The sequence below is a fragment of the Treponema sp. R80B11-R83G3 genome (assembly GCF_054786115.1).
Genome location: NZ_BDHF01000050.1, coordinates 14,544 through 33,303 on the forward strand (window position 1 = coordinate 14,544; position 18,760 = coordinate 33,303).

11 protein-coding genes are annotated in these 18,760 nt (G+C 41.6%); 7 read left to right on the forward strand and 4 right to left on the reverse strand.

Annotated elements, in window-relative coordinates:
- Position 1: 1 nt before the first annotated feature.
- Entirely contained in the window at positions 2-1,804 is a 1,803-nt protein-coding gene (gene pepF, locus ACYVRH_RS08330) for an oligoendopeptidase F (protein ID WP_461256457.1), read from the forward strand.
- Between the two features lie 125 nt (positions 1,805-1,929).
- Here the strand turns inward: pepF and ACYVRH_RS08335 are convergent, their stop codons facing one another.
- The 4 genes from ACYVRH_RS08335 to ACYVRH_RS08350 are packed head-to-tail and all read right to left on the reverse strand — an operon-like array spanning position 1,930 to position 9,811.
- A complete protein-coding gene (locus ACYVRH_RS08335) occupies positions 1,930-2,688 on the reverse strand; it encodes a hypothetical protein (RefSeq protein WP_461256458.1) in 759 nt (252 codons plus the stop codon).
- Between the two features lie 26 nt (positions 2,689-2,714).
- Complete coding sequence (locus ACYVRH_RS08340) at positions 2,715-7,715, reverse strand: SpiroCoCo family coiled-coil protein (protein ID WP_461256459.1); 5,001 nt, start codon at positions 7,713-7,715, stop codon at positions 2,715-2,717.
- Positions 7,716-7,752: 37 nt separating this feature from the next.
- The gene (locus tag ACYVRH_RS08345; protein ID WP_461256460.1) at positions 7,753-8,439 is read right to left on the reverse strand and encodes an HAD family hydrolase; all 687 of its coding nucleotides are present in this window, start codon (positions 8,437-8,439) and stop codon (positions 7,753-7,755) included.
- Positions 8,440-8,461: 22 nt separating this feature from the next.
- Positions 8,462-9,811, reverse strand: a complete 1,350-nt coding sequence (locus ACYVRH_RS08350; protein WP_461256461.1) for a hypothetical protein — start codon at positions 9,809-9,811, stop codon at positions 8,462-8,464.
- A 57-nt stretch (positions 9,812-9,868) separates the two neighbouring features.
- Here ACYVRH_RS08350 and ACYVRH_RS08355 point away from each other — a divergent pair, with 57 nt between their 5' ends.
- The 6 genes from ACYVRH_RS08355 to ACYVRH_RS08380 form a co-directional block, all read left to right on the forward strand.
- On the forward strand, positions 9,869-11,089 hold the full coding sequence (locus ACYVRH_RS08355) for a S1C family serine protease (protein ID WP_461256462.1): 1,221 nt from the start codon (positions 9,869-9,871) through the stop codon (positions 11,087-11,089).
- Positions 11,090-11,294: 205 nt separating this feature from the next.
- Entirely contained in the window at positions 11,295-11,714 is a 420-nt protein-coding gene (locus ACYVRH_RS08360; protein ID WP_461256463.1) for a hypothetical protein, read from the forward strand.
- Between the two features lie 63 nt (positions 11,715-11,777).
- Positions 11,778-15,401, forward strand: coding sequence for a restriction endonuclease (locus tag ACYVRH_RS08365; protein ID WP_461256464.1), 3,624 nt, complete (start codon positions 11,778-11,780; stop codon positions 15,399-15,401).
- Complete coding sequence (locus ACYVRH_RS08370) at positions 15,386-16,192, forward strand: KilA-N domain-containing protein (protein ID WP_461256465.1); 807 nt, start codon at positions 15,386-15,388, stop codon at positions 16,190-16,192. Before ACYVRH_RS08365 ends, ACYVRH_RS08370 begins: the two co-directional genes overlap by 16 nt.
- On the forward strand, positions 16,189-17,601 hold the full coding sequence (locus ACYVRH_RS08375) for a type ISP restriction/modification enzyme (RefSeq protein ID WP_461256466.1): 1,413 nt from the start codon (positions 16,189-16,191) through the stop codon (positions 17,599-17,601). The genes ACYVRH_RS08370 and ACYVRH_RS08375 overlap by 4 nt, the downstream gene beginning before the upstream one ends.
- A gap of 28 nt (positions 17,602-17,629) precedes the next feature.
- A partial coding sequence (locus tag ACYVRH_RS08380) for a metallophosphoesterase family protein (protein ID WP_461256467.1) occupies positions 17,630-18,760 on the forward strand: 1,131 nt, incomplete at its 3' end.

Genomic DNA, 18,760 nt, shown 5'->3' on the forward strand with positions numbered 1-18,760 from the left:
AATGTCAGATAACGAAATAAACATACCTTTACGAAACGATATTGCCGTATCCGACACATGGGATTTGTCAAAACTTTTTCCCAATGATGAGGAATGGAATAAGTCCCTTGCTGAATTTGAAAAAATGATAGAAAAAATTCCGTCATTTCAGGGAACGTTGGGAAAATCCGCCTCTCACCTCGCGGATTATCTTGATTTTTCAACTCGCCTTAACCTCTTAGGCGAGAGGCTTGGCAATTACGCGTTTTTAAGGCAAAGCGAAGATGAGGGGGCGGCACCAGCCCGCACGATGGTTGGAAAAATAACGATGGCGGGCGCAAAAGCAGGGGCCGCATCTTCATGGGATAACCCGGAAATACTCGCCATTCCGCAAAAAGAGATGGAGGCATTTTTACCGCATGAAAGATTGACGGATCACCGTATTTCTTTGCAAAGGATTCTGCGCTACAGACCGCATATTTTAAGCGACAAGGAAGAGCGTATAATAGCTATTCACTCGGAGGGGGAAGGGGCGGTTAGCGACGCTTTTTCCGTGCTTACAAATGTTGATTTTAACTTCGGCATGATTGACACTAAGGAAGGCAAACGCCCCCTGTCACAGTCGTCTTTTTCTGTCTTCATGGAAAGCGACGACCGCGATTTGCGCAAGCGCGCGTATCAAACTTTCTACAACTGTTTTGAAGCGCACAAGAATGTTATCGCAAGCCTTTATTCCGGCTCCGTCAAACAGGATGTGATTCACGCCCGCATAAGGGGCTACCCATCCGCACGCGCGGCCTCCCTATTCGGTAATGATGTCAGCGAGTCTGTTTACGATAATCTTATAACGTCTGTAAATAACAACCTTGACGCATTACACCGCTATTACAGCCTTCGCAAACGCGCGCTTAAATTGCGGGAACTTCGCCATTATGACGTATACGCGCCCATTGTCTCCGCAGCGAAAAAAACAACAAGCTGGAATGAGGCCGTCGATCTTGTAAGCGGCGCGCTTTCCCCGTTAGGTGACGAATATGTCTCCGTCCTGCGCGGCGGGCTTCTTGGCAGATGGGCCGACCGTTACGAGAACAAAGGCAAACGCTCAGGCGCGTTTTCCGCCGGAAGTTTCACTGGCGACCCTTACATTTTGATGAACTACAAAGAAGATTCAATCCGAGACGTTTTTACCCTCGCCCATGAAGGCGGCCATTCAATGCACTCATGGTACTCGGCGCGAAACAACCCGTTCCCGCACTACAATTACACGATATTTGAGGCGGAAGTAGCCAGCACATTTAACGAAGAGCTGTTATTCCGTTATTTGGAAAAACGCGCGGACAGCAAAGAAATGCGCCTATATTTAGTAAACAAACACGCCGACGACCTGTTAGCCACATTGTACCGCCAGACCATGTTCGCAGAATTTGAAAAAATAACCCACGAACTTGAAGAAGGCGGCACTCCGTTGACGGTAGAACTTCTTAGAAGCGAATACCGCAAACTTTTGGAAAAATATTTTGGATCGGAAATGGCGCTGGAAGAGGCAAGCGATCTTGAAGGCCTGCGTATCCCCCACTTCTACAACGCGTTTTATGTTTACAAATACGCGACAGGAGTCTCCGCCGCCCTTGCGTTAGCTGATCGCGTTCTATCAGGCGGCGAAAAAGAAAGACAAGACTATTTCACCTTCCTTAAATCCGGCGGCTCACGCTTCCCCATCGAATCATTAAAAGCCGCCGGAGTGGATATGAGCAGCCCCGAACCCGTAAACGCCGCCTGTCGTGTTTTTGGCAAACTTGTAGATGAACTGGAAAAGATGATTTAATTTATACGAAAAAATTTCTCACGAAGAATACAAAGGGGATTTTCGTACCAAAAACTACGCGCCATCTGTGGTAAAATATGCTTGTGGACAGATTTATGCGGATGTTGGTTCGCGGTAGAAATTCATTATCCCGGTATCCTTTCCCTATACCCTTCGCCAATTCGCTTAAGACTTTTCTTTAAACTCTCCCCCTGTTTTGCCTGTTGTTTTAAATCAATAGTAAACTGATTCATTGAAAAATGGCGGTAAAGAAATAACTGTTTATACATTTTTTCGTTATCCGCGTATAATTCCTTTAGTTTTTCAGTGTAGGTTTCAAAAATGCCGCCTTTACGCATCTCGCTGTAGCCAATTATCCAAACAGGGCAGTCAAGAGCCGCATGGAAATCAAAGAGAAGGGAAGCCATGAATCGCTGTGATTCTTCAAGCGCGGTTGCAAGGGAATGGTTGCCGCTTGCCTTTTCCATGCGGACAAGCTCCCGTAATTCAACAGTACGCGGCGAATGAATAGGGGTTTTGTTTAATATAATGACATTTTTATCAAAATCTATTCCAAGTTGAGGATTGTCAATAAAAAATTTTTTTGCTATTTTTCCCGACGGCCCCACAAGATAACGCCTGTTTTCCGCCGCTTGTTCCCTGCGCCCGGGGTTATCCGCTACCAAGATAAGTTTTATTTCGTCATTAACAGTCACATCGTCAAGGGCGGAATTGTAAACAACGGGAGTCTCCACGGTATAGGATGAGTTTTTTGCCTCCGCCCTTGTGTCCGCAAGTTCCTGTTGTAATTTTATAAGCTTGGGAAGAGAGCGGAACAATTCTTCAGTCGTTACGCGAAAACGCTCCCGCGCTTTTACAAATTTGTCCCACGTGCCGCGATTCAAAGAATTTTCCCCATACCAAATGAAGTTTATGCGCCTCTGGAAGCAAGTTCCAGTATTAAATCAATTTCGCCCCTTGAACGGTTCATGGCTTTCGCTATTTCTTCGGTTGTCCAGCCCTGGCCTTTCAATCTTAGTATGTTTTCGCGTTCCTGCGGAGTAATCGAGCTATCGCCCTTTGACGGCGTTTTGCTCTTTTCCTTATCCGTTATTCCCTTGGTTAATTTAAGAAGAGACCTTGCGTCCTTATCCAGCGCAATAAGTTCCGTTTCCGTGCGGGCAAGCCACTCGCGCGCGACATTCATGTCTTCGATGCGTTTTTCAATTTGCGCAAGCGATTCGTCAAGGGAGGCTATTTTGTCAACGGCGTTAGTCGCTTTTTCATTTTGCGCCGCCAATAACTCTATTGATGTCCGCAGATTGTCAAATTGGCCGGCAAGCGACGTAATGGTTTTCTCGGCGTTTTTAATAGCGGTTTCCGTTTTTTGCAGGGATTTAAAGTTGCGTTCGATGCCTTCGTTAGTCTGTTCAAGCGCTTCATTCTTCTTTTCAATACGCTGGTATTTTTCATTCGCATCCTTAATTGAATCTTCCAATTTGCGTATCTGCACCTGTACGCCGCTGAGAATATCGTCAGAAGATGAAACCTGTTCAAGTTTTTCTTTAACCGACTGGGATGTTTTTATGGCGTTGTTAAAGTCTTTTTCCATCTGTTCTATGCGCCGCTGTTCGTTAAGGAACCTTGTCATCTTGTTGTTAATTTCGTCCTCAAGCCGTCTGACGCTTGTTAATTTGGCTTCCAACTGCGTAATTTCAGTTTTGCGCTGTTCAAGCCTGTTAAGATCGTCGTTTATTGCTTCTATATTTTTTTCCAAATCCTTTTTAAGAACGCCTGTTTGATCAAATATTTTTTTCTGAACGCCAAGTTCTTTGCGTATATCTTCCAAATTCTGACGGAACTGCGTTATACGCTCTTCATTCTCGGCTTCGGTTTCCCTGCTGTGCCGGCGCAGGTCTTCAAATGAGGCGTCCATTTCGCGTATTCTTGTGTTGTACTGGCCCTGCCATTCGTCCATTGATTGTTTCGCGTTACGCGCCGCCTCTTCAAGATTGGAGTACGCGTTTTTGGAATTTTCGGAAATCTCATCAACTTCTTTTTCCAGTTCCCTCTGTTTTTGCCGTAAGGTTTCCTGCATTGAAAGTTGATACTGGCCTAGTTGTACTTTAACTTCGTTTTCTGCGGATACGCGTAAATCTTCAAGGTCTTTTTTAATCTGCTCATTAAAGGCCGAACGGGTTTCATCAATATTGTTCATATCCTTTCTAATGCCTTCTTCAAAAGCGGTCTCTTCAGACTTGAGCCTTTCCATATCCGAGGTAAGGCGCTCGCCCAATGCAGAGATGTCCTTTTTGTGTTCGGCAATAATTTTTTCTTCCGCCAGTTTCCATTCATTTGCGATTTTATCGCCTGAGTTTTCAATGCGGTTTTCAAGACCGGCCTGCCATTCTATAATTTGCCTGCCGATTTCGGAAGTGTGTTTTCCGAGTTCAACGTTAAATTCATTTTCAAACGCCGCAAGTTTTTCCGACAAATTGTCATGAGCCTGTTTTCTTAAACCCTCAAGTTCTTTGTTCGTTTCTTCAATTTCTTTGCGCAGAGACTGATTCTGGGCGTTAAACGCAACCGCCGCCGCGTCCCTGCTTGCGGAAGCTTCTTTTTCAAAAACGGCAAAGTCGTTTTTAACTCTTGATATGGCTTCCTGCATTGACAGGCGCAGTTCGCTTTCCAGTTTTGCCGCGTCATCCGCGAGATTCGTAAGCTGTTTAAACGCTTCAGCGTGGCTCTTACTGTAATCGTCCAGCCGTTTTTCGTTAGCTGAAACAATCTTTTGTTCCGCTTCCGCGCAAAGGTTTTTCCACGCTTCTATTTGCCTGTTTAACGCGGCGTTAAGTTCGTCCTTCTGGCTTATCATGGCCGCGTCGGATTTTTCCATAAATTCCCTGATAGCCGCCTCCTGTTCGCTCTGATGAAGACGGATTGTGGAATTTGTTTTTTCTTTAAATTCTTTAAAGTTTGATGCCAATTCTTCCTGTTGCAGCTTTATGGCCGAGTCTGAAGTTTCTTTAATGTCATTAATGGCAGTTGATAATTCATTTTGCTGTTTTTGAATTGCGGTACTCGATGTGTCTTTGATGTTTTTGAGGGATGTTGATAATTCATCGTGTTGCCGTTGAATCGCTTCACTTGAAGTATCTTTGATGTTCTTAAGAGATGCAGATAATTCATTTTGCTGCAACTTAATGGCTGAATCTGAAGTTTCTTTGAGGCCTTTAATAGAAACTGACAATTCATCGTGCTGACTCTGGATAGTGGCGCTTAAGGTTTCTTTTAGGCCATTAATGGCGGTTTTCAATTCATCTTGCTGTTTTGTAAAATCATTTTGTTGCCGTGCAATCGCGGCGTTTGAGTTTTCTTTGATGTTCTTAAGAGATGTTAATAATTCATCATGCTGATGCGCAATCGCGGCGCTTGTGTTTTCTTTTAGGCCATTAATGGCGGTTGCTAATTCATCTTGCTGTTTTGTAATATCATTTTGCTGCCGTGCAATCACTGCGTTTGCGCTTTCTTTGATGTTCTTAAGAGATGTGAATAATTCGTCATGCTGATGCGCAATCGCGGCGTTTGTGTTTTCATTTAAGTCATTAATGGCGGTTGTCAGTTCACTTTGTTGTTTTGTAAAATCGTTTTGCAGCCGTGCAATCTCTGCGTTTGTGCTTTCTTTAAATTCATTAAGGGCGGATGATATTTCATTTTGCTGCAGCCGAACTGCGGAATTTGATGTTTCCTTTAGAGCTTTAAGAGCGGTTGACAATTCAATATGCTGTTGTTGGACTGCGGCATCTGAGGTTTCTTTAAGATTTTTAATGGCGGTTGACATTTCATTATACTGCTGGTTAATAGCTGAGTCTGACGTATCCTTTAAATCCTTAAGAGCGGTTGACAACTCACTATGCTGTTGTTGGACTGCGGCATCTGAGGTTTCTTTAAGATTTTTAATGGCGGTTGACATTTCATTATACTGCTGGTTAATAGCTGAGTCTGACGTATCCTTTAAATCCTTAAGAGCGGTTGACAACTCACTATGCTGTTGTTGGACTGCGGAGTTTGATGTTTCTTTAAGGGTTTTAATGGCGGATGATATTTCGTTTTGCTGCGTTTTAACGGCCAAGTCTGAAGTTTCTTTAAGTTCATTAAGAGCGGTTGTTAATTCATTTTGCTGTTGTTGGACGGCGGAGCTTGATTCGTCTTTTAGATCTTTAAGAACAGCCGTAAGTTCGTTTTGCTGTTGAATAACGGCGGAGCTTGACTTCTCTTTTAGGTCTTTAAGAACAGCCGTAAGTTCATTTTGCTGTTGAATAACGGACGCGTTTGATTTTTCTTTAATATCATTTAATATGGATGAAAGCTCTTCCTGCTGCTGTTTAATTGCGGTATCCGACTTGTTTTTAAACTCGCCTAATACGGTATTAATCTCTTCCTGTTGCGTTCTGATGGCGGTTCCTGATTTCTCGCGCAGTTCGCCCAATATTGAGCCAAGTTCTTCCTGCTGTTGTTTCTGAAGATTTTTTGACTGGACGTGCAATTCTGAAAGAGAAGAGTTAAGCCGGGAAATAACATCGTTTGTTTCCTGCTGCTGCATTTTAACCGCCGCGCCGGATTTTTCTTTTAACTCTGTCAGGCTCGCGCTTATTTCTTTCTGGTTTTGTTTTATCGCCGCATCCAATTCGTCATGCTGCTGCTTTAACGCCGTTTGCGATTTTGTTTTTAAGTCGGTAATAGCCACGTTAAGCTCTGTTTTTGACGTTAATAAACTTGCGTCCAATTCCTTGCGCTGTTTGTCCGCTGATTTTTTCAACTCCATGAAATTTTGTTTCCAGTCATTTTGCTGCTGTAATAGGGACGTATTAATCGAATCCCTTTCTTTTGTAAGCGCGTTTGTAACTTCTTCCTGCTGACGCGCAAGAGAAGACGTAATGTCTTCCCGTTGTTTTTTAGCCATGCCGTCAAGTTCGGCGGATCCTTTTACCCATTCCTGATGGAAGTTTTTCTGCTTTACGCTTATGTCCTGTATTTCAGAGTTGCATTTATCATGAACATTTTTTAGCCTTTCATTAATCGACCCTTGCTCGTTTTTAAGGACATCTTGCGCGGTTTTTAATTTTTCTTCAAAGAACGTTTTAATTTGAGTAACTCTTTCCATTGCCTGATCGCGTAATTTTAAAAGGGCGGCATCTTCCATTTTGTCAGCGCGTTTTCCCGCGTTTTCAAGAGTGTCTTTAAAGACTTTTTTTATATTTTCAATATCGCGGTTTAAGACGGCTTCCCTTTCTCGCTCCGCTTTATTTATCGCTTCGCGGTGTTCTTCAACTTTCCGTTCCATTACATGCGCAGCGGCTTCAAAATTAGAAACAGTCGATTTAACGGACGCCAATATGTCCCGCGTTGATTTTTCCATCGCTTCGGCGTTTTTCTTTTCAAAGCGTTCCTCGGTTTTTTCGAGCTTTTTTTCCACCGCTTCCAAAGATTTTTCCACCTGCTCAAATTTTTCCTTTGCTTCGTTTACGCGCTTTCCCGTATTTTCTACAAACATGGATTCGTCTTTTATCCGGTTTAAATTCTCCTGAACCCTGTCCGTCATTCCGTGCAATTCGTTAAGTGAGGAATCAAAGGCGCGTATATGTTCTTCTATACGCTCTATCGCTTCGGATTTTTTGGCAAGTTCATTTTCGGTAAGCTGGATATTTTTCATTAACTGGGAGGCGGCTTTTTTTTCCACGTCCAGATCGATGCCGAAATTTTTTACCGACATGCTTTTTTCATCAGCGAAGGCGGCAATTTCTTCTTTGCATTTTTCCGCGTATTTTTTAACCTTCTCCATGGAACGGTTATTTTTATCCGCGAGCCTGTAGAAGACAAGAGCGCACGCTACAATGCCGAGCGTAATTATATTTCCGATTGTAAATATCATCAGTATTATGCCCCCTCCTGAATAATACCCAATGTAATTAATGTAGCATATAATCGAATAATTGGCGATAGTTACTGAAAGAAAAATCCGGTTTTGGCCCTTTTTTGCCGCGAATTTGCAGGGGAAACGTCCTAATCCACGCCGTTTTCATGCCCGCTTTTGCCGCTCCGGCGACATCGTAAGGCAAGCTGTTTCCAACATAGAGGATTTTTTCGGGCATAAGGTTCATTTGCGCGGCAAGTTTTTCAAACGACAGCGGATGGGGTTTTAGCGCGCCTGAGTACTCGGAGCAATTCACCGCGTCCCAAAAATTTGAAAGCCCCAAATATTCAATTTTTTTTTCCGGCGGAAAGTCCGATAATAGGCCCAATTTATAGCCCACGCTACGAAGGGCGGCAAGCGTCTCCAATACGTTTTTAAAAAGCTTAATTTTTTTAAACAGAGGTTCCCATCCCCTGTATATGAAAACATCGATTTTTTCCTTTATTAATTCCGCCGGAGCATCCAAAATTTGCGCGGTGATTTCGGCCTGATGTTTGTAAAAATTGTCATATTGAACAATCCCGTTTTTCTGTTCTTTCCTTATTATTTTTCTCACCTTGCTAAAGGCGGCAAGAAAACGCGCTTCTTTAAAAACGAGCGGAAGGAGCCTGATATTCAGGCGGTAGTTCGGGTACAGGGTTCCGTCAAGATCAAACGCCACGCCTTCAATGTCATTTCGCATTTAACCAGTATAACGGTATTTGTCATGGATCGAAAGTGGGTGAAATAGGAATTTTTACAAGATTTACATGCTGATTGGGATAGCGGTTTCTAAAAGCTATAAACGACGTTTCCGCCGCGCTTTCAAAAACGACGATTTTAAAAAAACCGTTTTCGTCAAAATACGGGACAAGAGCGGCTACATGGTAATATTGGCGAATGCTCGGAGTTCCCTTAGGTGAAGAAGGAGTGCCTATTTCTTTATTAACAGCGGCAAGGTAGAAACAGAACGGCTCATCAATGGCAAGGGTGTAGAGCAGGGGATGAAGCCCCTCGATACCGTATCCGGCTTCCGCCAAAAAGCCGGGATAGGAATGAATGACAAAAGCCCTTTTTTCATTTACAAGGACATAGGCGAAATTTTCACTGCGGATTTCAAATTCTTCAAGTACGCGGTGCGAGGGAGTTCTAAGAGTCCCGTTAGCCTCAGCCGCAAGATTCCTTATCCAGTCGAGTCCGAAAAAGATGTCTTTTTCTTCTTCCCATTTAACGGTAAAAGAAGAACCTCTTTTTCCAAACGGCGCTTTAAGCGGCGGAATTGACAATTTTGCCCCCGTAACGGGGCGCAGAATGCCGTCTATCAGCCATTTTGTAAAACCGGAACAGTTAAATCCCTGCAAGTTGGAAGGCTGAGGCTGTAATGTTGCGATAAAAACAAATTTTCCGTTTTCATTAATCGCGCCGTCATCGACAAAACGCAAACCTGAGATACGCGTGCGAACCTGCGAGATAAACTTTATTGTATCCCTGTAGTTGGAAATATCAGGCTCAAAATATCTCATTGGAAATTTATTTTCAACCAGCCGTAAAATATCGTTTAATGGCATCGTATACAGACGTTCAAACGGAACTGCGACCGGTATGGAATGGGCGATATAGCCTCCGTATACAACCGCGTCCATAACGCATTTGTCAGAGCTAAAAGGATGGAATTGAATAAAGGTTTGCTGATCGGAACGCAAAAATATTTTTATCTGAGTGCCCGCGCCGGTATCCTTGCGCCGCGTCAGCATCCACGAACCTTGAATCCATCCCGGAAATTGCCCCGTGCCTATGCTGTTTGCAGCGTCCGTCCCCCGCATCAATTCCCGTGATATATGCACCATGAATTCTTCCCTGCCCTCAGTAGTGCGGATTTCCACCCTCTCTCCGCTTTCCAGCGTTTCTTTTCTCGCGTACTGCGCAAGTACTCTGGCGGGAGCTTCCAGCATCCATGAATCTTTAATTTTTAGCCTTACAAGCGAATCGTCTGATATTTTGGAGACGGGCAGATCAAAACCGCAAACAGGGGAAGCATTAAATAGAACGAGCAAAATAACAAAAAATACAGGCATAATTACTTCTATTATCGACCTTTTTTTACTATAATAAAAGTAGTATGGAGGGTATAAATGAAACTGTATAGCCGTGGTCAGGTTTTATTTTTTTCGCTTTTAAGCGCCGTTATTGTCCTGCTTTTAGCCGCAGGTTTTGGGCTTATAAAGCCCCTGTTGCCAAAGTCAAATGCCGAATCCGCAGGTTTACCGGAACAGAAAGCTCCGGCGGATGAGTTTAAGCTTTTGCAGTCTGAGTACAGGATTCTTAACACGGCGGACAATGTTCAATATTCCGACAGTGAACGCGAAAATATCGACATTTACGAAAAATTAAATTCAGCAGTTGTAAATATAACCACGGAAACCATGGCGATAAACTGGTTTCTTGAGCCTGTTCCGCAGGAAGGCAGTTCCGGCTCCGGTTCCATTATTGACAGGAGAGGCTATGTTCTTACCAATAATCATGTGATACAAAACGCGCACAAGGTTTTTATAAACATGGCGGACGGTTCCCAGTTTGAAGGGTCTGTAGTAGGCGTTGATAATGAAAGCGATCTTGCGGTTTTAAAGTTTGACCCTCCTGCCGGAATGGTATTGCAGACGATTCTCTACGGCGACTCAAAAGATTTAAAAGTAGGGCAGAAAGTTTTGGCGATAGGCAACCCTTTCGCGCTTGAGCGCACTTTAACGGTTGGGATTGTTTCAGGCTTGGGGCGGCCTATTCAAACGTCCACAAACCGCATAATCCGCGACATGATTCAAACTGACGCTTCGATTAACCCCGGCAATTCAGGCGGCCCGTTACTTGATACTCAAGGCAAGATGATAGGGATTAACACGATGATCTATTCCCCCTCAGGCGGCTCCGTTGGCATTGGTTTTGCCGTTCCCGTTAATACCGCCAAGCGCGTAGTAAACGAGCTTATCCAATACGGAAAAGTCCGCCGAGGCTGGATTGACGCGACCGTCGTTCAGATTTTCCCAAGCTTAGTCCGTTACGCGAAATTACCAGTGGACGCGGGGCTTCTTATTTCCCGCGTCAAAAAAGGCGGTCTTGCTGAAAAAGCCGGCTTGCGGCAGGGCAGCGAACCCGTACAGTACGGACGCAGCGTAATTTACCTTGGCGGGGACATTATCACTTCCGTAAACGGTTTAAAAACAAAAACTTTAGCCGACCTTTACGCGTCTTTAGAGGCAAGCAAGCCCGGAGATGTTGTAAAGGTGGAGATAATTCGCGGCGGTCAGACGAGCATTTTGCAAGTGACATTGGCGGATAGGGAAGAGGTGATGAATTAACGGGAAGAGGTTCACACAAAGAACCCAAAATTGAAAACGCTATGATCGTTTTTCAACAAGCCTCGAACCAATAGAAAAAGCCCTGCTTAAACAGCGGCTTGCCAATATGTCTACCGCGCAAACGGCGTATGTGGAAAAGCAGAGGAAGGCGTTGGCAAATTGAATTCTGTAAACCAATACTTTAGGAGGTTTTATTCGTTTTAATATGAAGACAAGAATAAATACTAAATTAACAGAAAATGATTTATTAAGGCTCTACTGTCTTAAACATAACGGCACATCATTTACTGAAGTATCTGTAGGAAATCAATTAATTGCAAAAAACAGCACCGATAGAAGATTGGATATTGTCAGGATAGAAAATGACGCTAATAAACGCCAACGGCAATATGGAAAATATAAAAAGGATTTTCAGGAAATCGTAAAAGAAGGATATAATATTGAACTGGTAGAAATTAAAACAAAATTAAACCGTTGCGTTATTGGTCAAATACTTGTAGGGGAATATCTCTTCAAAAAGAAATTTAACGTGAAAAAGGTATCGCTTGCCTTATTGTATCATAATGGCGATGAATTATTGGAAATGTTTTGCAAAGACAAAGGAATAAGGCTGATAAAATATTGAATCATAAAAAACAACCAAAAATCCGCTTACTAAACCTTAAAAACATGGTATAATACCCAAACAATGACATTCGAGCAAATAATACAAGAATTCCGTGATAAATCCTTCTCCGAGCGTGATAAAGGCTACCGCTTTGAACGCCTAATACAGTCCTTCCTTAAAACCATGCCCGAATACTCAGACCTTTTTTCTAATATTTGGCTTTGGAACGAATTTCCTTCAAGGGGGGATTTCGGCTCAGGCGACAAAGATTTAGGCATAGACATTGTAGCAAAGACAAAGTACGGCGATTATTGGGCCGTACAGTGCAAATGCTATCAGGAAGACATGGCCATCGACAAACCCAAACTTGACACCTTCCTTTCCACTTCCGGCAAAACATTCTATGACATATCCGAAGCAGGAAAAAAAGTAAACTTCGCCTACCGCCTATGGATTGACACCACCGTAAAAGGCTTTAACAGGGAAGCCGAAAACACCATTCAGAACCAGACGCCCGAAGTAAAACGCATAGGCTATTACCAGTTAGCCGATGCCGCAGTCGATTGGCAAAAAATCTATGAAGGCTTATCAGGCAAAAACGCCGCAGTAAAAAAATACGACCCGTTGCCGCACCAGCAGACCGCCATTTCGCAAACCCATGATTATCTTAAAACAAACGACAGGGGAAAACTCATCATGGCTTGCGGAACAGGCAAAACATTTACAAGCCTGCGCATCGCCGAAAAGGAAACTTCTAAAGACGGCGGCCTTGTCCTGTTCCTTGTACCCTCTATCGCCCTGTTGGGGCAGACGCTCCGTGAATGGAAAGCCCAATGTGCAAAGCCGATACACGCAATCTGCATTTGTTCCGACGCTACAGTATCAAAATCCAATAAAAACAACAATGAGGATACGAATCAAATATCGTTAACAGACCTTTGCTTACCGGCATCAACTAACATTAAAAACATCACAAAACAAGTGATGAATGCCCGCAGTTCTCAGAAAACCGAAGGCGGCAACATCGTCGTTTTTTCCACCTATCAGTCCATAGACGTAATCAGCGAAGTTCAACAAGCAATCAATAAGCAAAGAAAAGAAAGTTTTATTTTCGACCTTGTTATTTGCGATGAAGCCCACCGCACTACGGGCGTTACTCTTACGGGCTACGACGAATCAGAGTTTGTAAAAATTCATAAGAATCAATTCATAAAAAGCAAAAAACGAATTTATATGACCGCCACTCCCCGGATTTATTCCGAAGCGGCGGTAAAAAAGGCAAAAGATGTTTCCGCTGAATTATGCTCAATGGACGACCCTGCCATGTACGGGGAAGAAATGTACCGCATCGGTTTCGGTGAAGCCGTAGACAAACATCTTTTATCGGATTATAAAGTCATAGTCCTGACTATCGAAGAAAACCAGTTAAATGAAAAACTTCAATCGGCAATAGATGAGAAAAACGCGGAAATCAACGCCGAGGAAAGGCTAAAAATCATCGGCTGCATTAACGCCCTCTCCAAAAAATCGCTTACGGACAAAGAATTATTTGAAGGCGTAGACCCCGCCCCCATGCGGAGCGCCGTAGCGTTTTGCCAAAGCATCAAAATATCGGAAGCGACAAAAGAAGCGTTTAACGCCTGCGGCGAAGCGTATTTTTCAACAATGAATGAAAAGCAGCGCTCGGAAATCGTCGTAGTCGAAGCCGACCACGTGGACGGCACTATGGGGGCGCAAATCAGGGAAACAAAACTCCATTGGCTAAAATCCGCCGACCCTTCAAAACGCGAGTGTAAAATTTTGAATAACGTCCGCTGCCTGTCCGAAGGCGTGGACGTTCCCTCCCTTGACGCCGTAATGTTCCTGTCCGCAAGAAACAGCCAAATTGACGTTGTACAATCCGTCGGGCGCGTTATGCGAAAAGCGGACGGCAAAAAATACGGCTACATTATTATTCCGGTTGTAATACTGCCTGACGCCGATCCCGACAAAGTTTTGTCTTCCGACCGCTTCAAAGTAGTATGGACGGTCCTTAACGCCCTCCGCGCCCATGACGACCGTTTCAACGCTACAATCAATAAAATTGAACTGAATAAAAAGAAACCGCCCATTATCAGCGTAGTAAAACCCGTAATCGGCGGCGGCATAAATGACGATGACGACACGGATTTTATCAACGGTAAGGGCAAAGGCGATAAAAAATCTGAACTTGAAAAACAGCTTGAACTTGAATTCGCAAAACTGCAAGGGCAAGTTTACGCAAAGATTGTTCAAAAATGCGGGACAAAACCTTATTGGGAACAATGGGCAGCCGATGTGGCAAAAATTGCCGAAAAGCATATCGAAAGCATTACAGCCATTGTAAGTAAAAAAGGAAAAGCCAAAGACGAGTTTGAAAAATATATCAGCGGCTTGCGGAAAAATATAAACCCCTCAGTAACGGAGCAGGACGCAATAGAAATGCTGGCTCAGCACATTATCACGCAGCCGGTATTTGAAGCCCTATTTGAAGATTACTCTTTTGTAAAAAACAATACGGTTTCGCAATCCTTGCAGGGCATTATTGACGCTCTTAACGAGCAAACCAAAAAAGATGACGTTCAGAAACTGGAACGCTTTTACATTTCCGTAAAACAGCGTGCCGAAGGCATAGACAACGGCGAAGCGAAACAGAAAATCATTGTCGAGTTATACGATAAATTTTTCCGCACCGCCTTCCCCAAAGTTACCGAGAAATTAGGAATTGTTTACACCCCGGTTGAAATTGTAGACTTTATTATTCACAGCGTAGAAGACGTATTGCAAAAAGAATTCGGGCGAAGCATGAGCGATGAAAACGTCCATATCCTTGACCCATTCACAGGTACGGGAACTTTTATCACCCGATTGTTGCAAAGCGGCATAATTAAAGATGATGATTTAGAACGCAAGTACATAAAAGAAATTCACGCCAACGAAATTGTGTTGTTGGCGTATTATATAGCGTCTATTAATATTGAAAATGTTTACCATGAGCAACTAAAAAAAGCCGACCCCTACAATAAAATATTTTTACCGCCAATCGAAGAAAAATATGTCGCTGACGTGGTACAGTTTCCGGGAACGAAACCTGAACCTCCAAAAACTCCAGTCTATACTCCCTTCCCCGGCATCTGCCTGACCGACACATTCCAGTTAGGTGAAACGAAGGAAGGGGAAAATCTGTTTAGTGAGATATTTCCGCAAAACTCTGAACGAGTACTTGCACAGCAGAAAACGCCTTTACGGGTGATTATGAGTAATCCGCCTTATTCAATCGGGCAAAAGTCAGCCAATGACAACGCTCAAAACCAAGGGTATCCGAAGCTGGAAAAACGCATCGCCGAAACTTATGTCTCCGCTTCCGAAGCCAATCTGAACAAAGCCACTTACGACACCTACATAAAAGCCTTCCGATGGGCTTCCGACCGTCTTGATCCTGATTACGGCGGAATTATTGGTTTTGTTTCCAACGGTTCCTGGCTGGACAGTAACGGGCTTGACGGTTTCCGCAAATGTTTAGAGCAGGAGTTTTCATCAATTTATGTGTATAATCTACGGGGGAATCAAAGAACATCAGGCGAATTGTCCCGAAAAGAAGGTGGAAAAATATTTGGCTCAGGCAGCAGGACTCCGGTAACAATAACGATTTTGGTGAAGAAGGGAATATCATGTCAAAGATCATAGTACAAAAAACGACGATACAGGTAGTTCAAGTAGATGAAGAAGACTTTATCTCACTTACGGATATTGCCAGATTCAAATCCGATGAACCTAATGCGGTAATAGGAAATTGGATGCGGAACCGGAATACCATTGAATATTTAGGTCTTTGGGAAACATTGAATAATCCTGTATTTAAACCCCTCGAATTCGAGGGGTTTAGAAATCAAGCGGGTTTGAATGCTTTTGTCTTGTCACCCCAAAAATGGATAGAAGCCACCGGAGCAAGGGGGATTATTTCCAAGTCCGGTCGTTATGGAGGTACGCTTGCGCATAAAGATATAGCCTTTAAATTTGCAAGTTGGATATCCACCGAATTTGAGCTATATTTTATCCGCGAATTCCAGCGCCTCAAAGACGCAGAGCAAAAACTTTTGGGTTGGTCTGCCAAACGGGAACTGGCAAAAATCAATTACCATATCCATACTGACGCTATTAAACAAAATCTTATCCCAAAAGAACTTACTCCGAAACAAGCCTCGGTAATATACGCCGATGAAGCAGATGTCTTAAATATCGCTCTTTTTGGCAAAACCGCAAAAGAATGGAGAAATAAAAATCCCGATGAAAAAGGAAATATCCGTGATTACGCTTCCATCAACGAACTTATATGTTTATCGAATATGGAAAACATCAATGCGGTCTTAATCAATGACGGTATACCGCAAAAAGAGCGCCTTCTGCGATTGAATAAAATTGCCATACAGCAAATGACCATACTGACAGAAGTACAGGGAAGGAAACTCTTAAAATGAACAAGGCTGAAATTTTCTATAAGGACATAGGCGATTATCTTTCCCGTGAAGAAAAACTGCGAATTGTTACTGAGAATCTAAGTATCCTCAACCCTGATTTAAAGATGACCAAAATTAAACCTAATGAACATGGGGACTGGATAAATAAACGGAATTCAAAGTTTGATGAATTTATTCCGTTGGAGCCAATTAAAAAATTCGACAATATGACACAATCGTTCTTTTCTATTTACGCCTCTGCCATTGTAACAAGCCGGGATGCATGGGTATACAATTTTTCAAAAGATTCACTTATTAGCAACATGAAAAAGATGATTGGTTTTTACAACGAACAGCGAAAAATGATTGAAAATGAATGTAAAAAAAGTAAAAAAATAAATATTGATGATTGTTTGGATACTAACCCACAGAAAATAAGCTGGACACGTTCATTGAAAAAAGATGTTGACAATAATGTGGTTCATAAATTTAAAGATAAAAAAATTATTATTAGTTTACATCGTCCTTTTACTAAAGAACATCTTTACTATGATAAACCGTTTATTGAAAGTCCAGGATTATGGCCACAATTATTTGTAAATGAACATAATGAAAATTTAGTTATTTGCATGACAGGGAAAAGCAATTTTACTTTTTCTTCATTGATATCAGATAATATAACTGAATATGGTTTATTGAATGGCATGAATGGGACAACCCAATGCTTCCCTCTCTACTGGTACGAAAAAAAAGAAACAGTACAACACAATTTATTTGAAAATGCAAACGATGAATATACACGCCATGACGCAATATCGGACTTTATTCTTGAACAAGCCCATACCCGTTACGGTCATAGGGTAACAAAAGAGGACATTTTCTATTATGTCTACGGCATACTTCACAGCCTCGATTATTGCAAAACCTTTGCAAACGACTTAAAAAAAATGCTTCCTCGCTTGCCCCTTGTAGAAAAAGTCTCTGACTTTTGGGCTTTTTCAGAAGCAGGGCGTGAACTTTCAAAAATACATTTAGATTACGAAAACCAGCCGCCACCTACAGAAGTTTTGTTAAATGGCGAACCAGTGTCCCGAACAAAAATCCCTGATAATCAATTAACCGTTAATAAAATGGTATATCCGTCTAAAACCCAAAAAGACACAATTATATATAACTCGTATTTGACTATTTCAAATATTCCTACTAAAGCTTATGAATATGTCGTAAACGGAAAATCCGCTATTGAATGGATTATGGAACGTTACGCAGTGACCACCCATAAAGAAAGCGGTATCAAGAACGATCCCAACGATTGGGCGGTGGAACATGATAAACCGCAGTATATTTTGGACTTGCTTTTATCTGTGATTACGGTTAGTATTAAGACGGTTGATATTGTAGTGGGATTGCCGAAGGTGGAGTGGGAGTAAGGAAAATGATATTTATGGAGAATTTTTCATGAGAATTCAATTTTTACATCTAAGTGATTTACATATTAACAATGATTCACAAAACAATTTAAAGATTGATAAAATTATAGATGCTGTTCAATCTGTTGGTATAGTTGATAAATGTATACTTATTTGTTCTGGTGATTTAGCTTATTCAGGAACAGATAATAATTATAAATATGTGCGTTCTTTCTTTAGTACCCTTTTAAAAAAATTAGGAAAAAGCAAAAATCAGTTTATTGAAACTTATCTTGTTCCCGGAAATCATGATATGATATTATCCTCGAATATACGAAATAGTGCAGATATTATTGAATATTATAAAGCTAAAAAAGAAGATGAATTTTTCAATAATGAATTAAAATTACAAGATCATTTTTTTGTATATGCAAGATCAAAATTTTGTTTTAGAAAAAATAAGGTTTTGGATTCAAGAATAACTGATATTAATGGATACAAGATACAATTTAACTTACTAAATACAGCTCCTTTTTCAACATTAAAAGCAGATAATAAAGAAATTCACTATTTACCTGATAAATACCTTTATTTATTAGTAAGAAAAGATAATGTTGATTTGGCTGTTACAGTAATGCATCATAGTACAGAATGGTTTAATAATAAAACAAAAGATATTTTAGAAAAAATGCTTCGTGGTCATTCGGACTTGGTTTTTCAGGGACATGATCATTCTATTCGTACTATTCAAGCTGATAATTTTATACTTTCAAAAGGCGGAGAATTTTCAGGAACAATGACTCATAAAAGTACATTTTCTGTTTTAACTTTTGATACTGACTCTAAAAAATGTGATGAAATAGAGTTTGAATGGAATGATGAAAAAACATTTTTTTGCAAGAAATCACCAATGCATCAGTTTCCATTAGCACTTAAATCATCTCTATTTACACCTATTAATGAATTTGTTAATTCCTTTTTTGAAGATAATTTTAGAATATCAAATAATGTATTAGATTATTTTGTATTCCCAAAATTGTTTCAATATAATAAAAAAACACACGAAGAAGAAAGAATATTAACTGAAGAAAATTTTTGGAATGAACTTTTTCAACGGAAGATTATTAATATATCAGGAAAGACAAGAAGTGGTAAAACTACTTTATTAAAATATTTATAC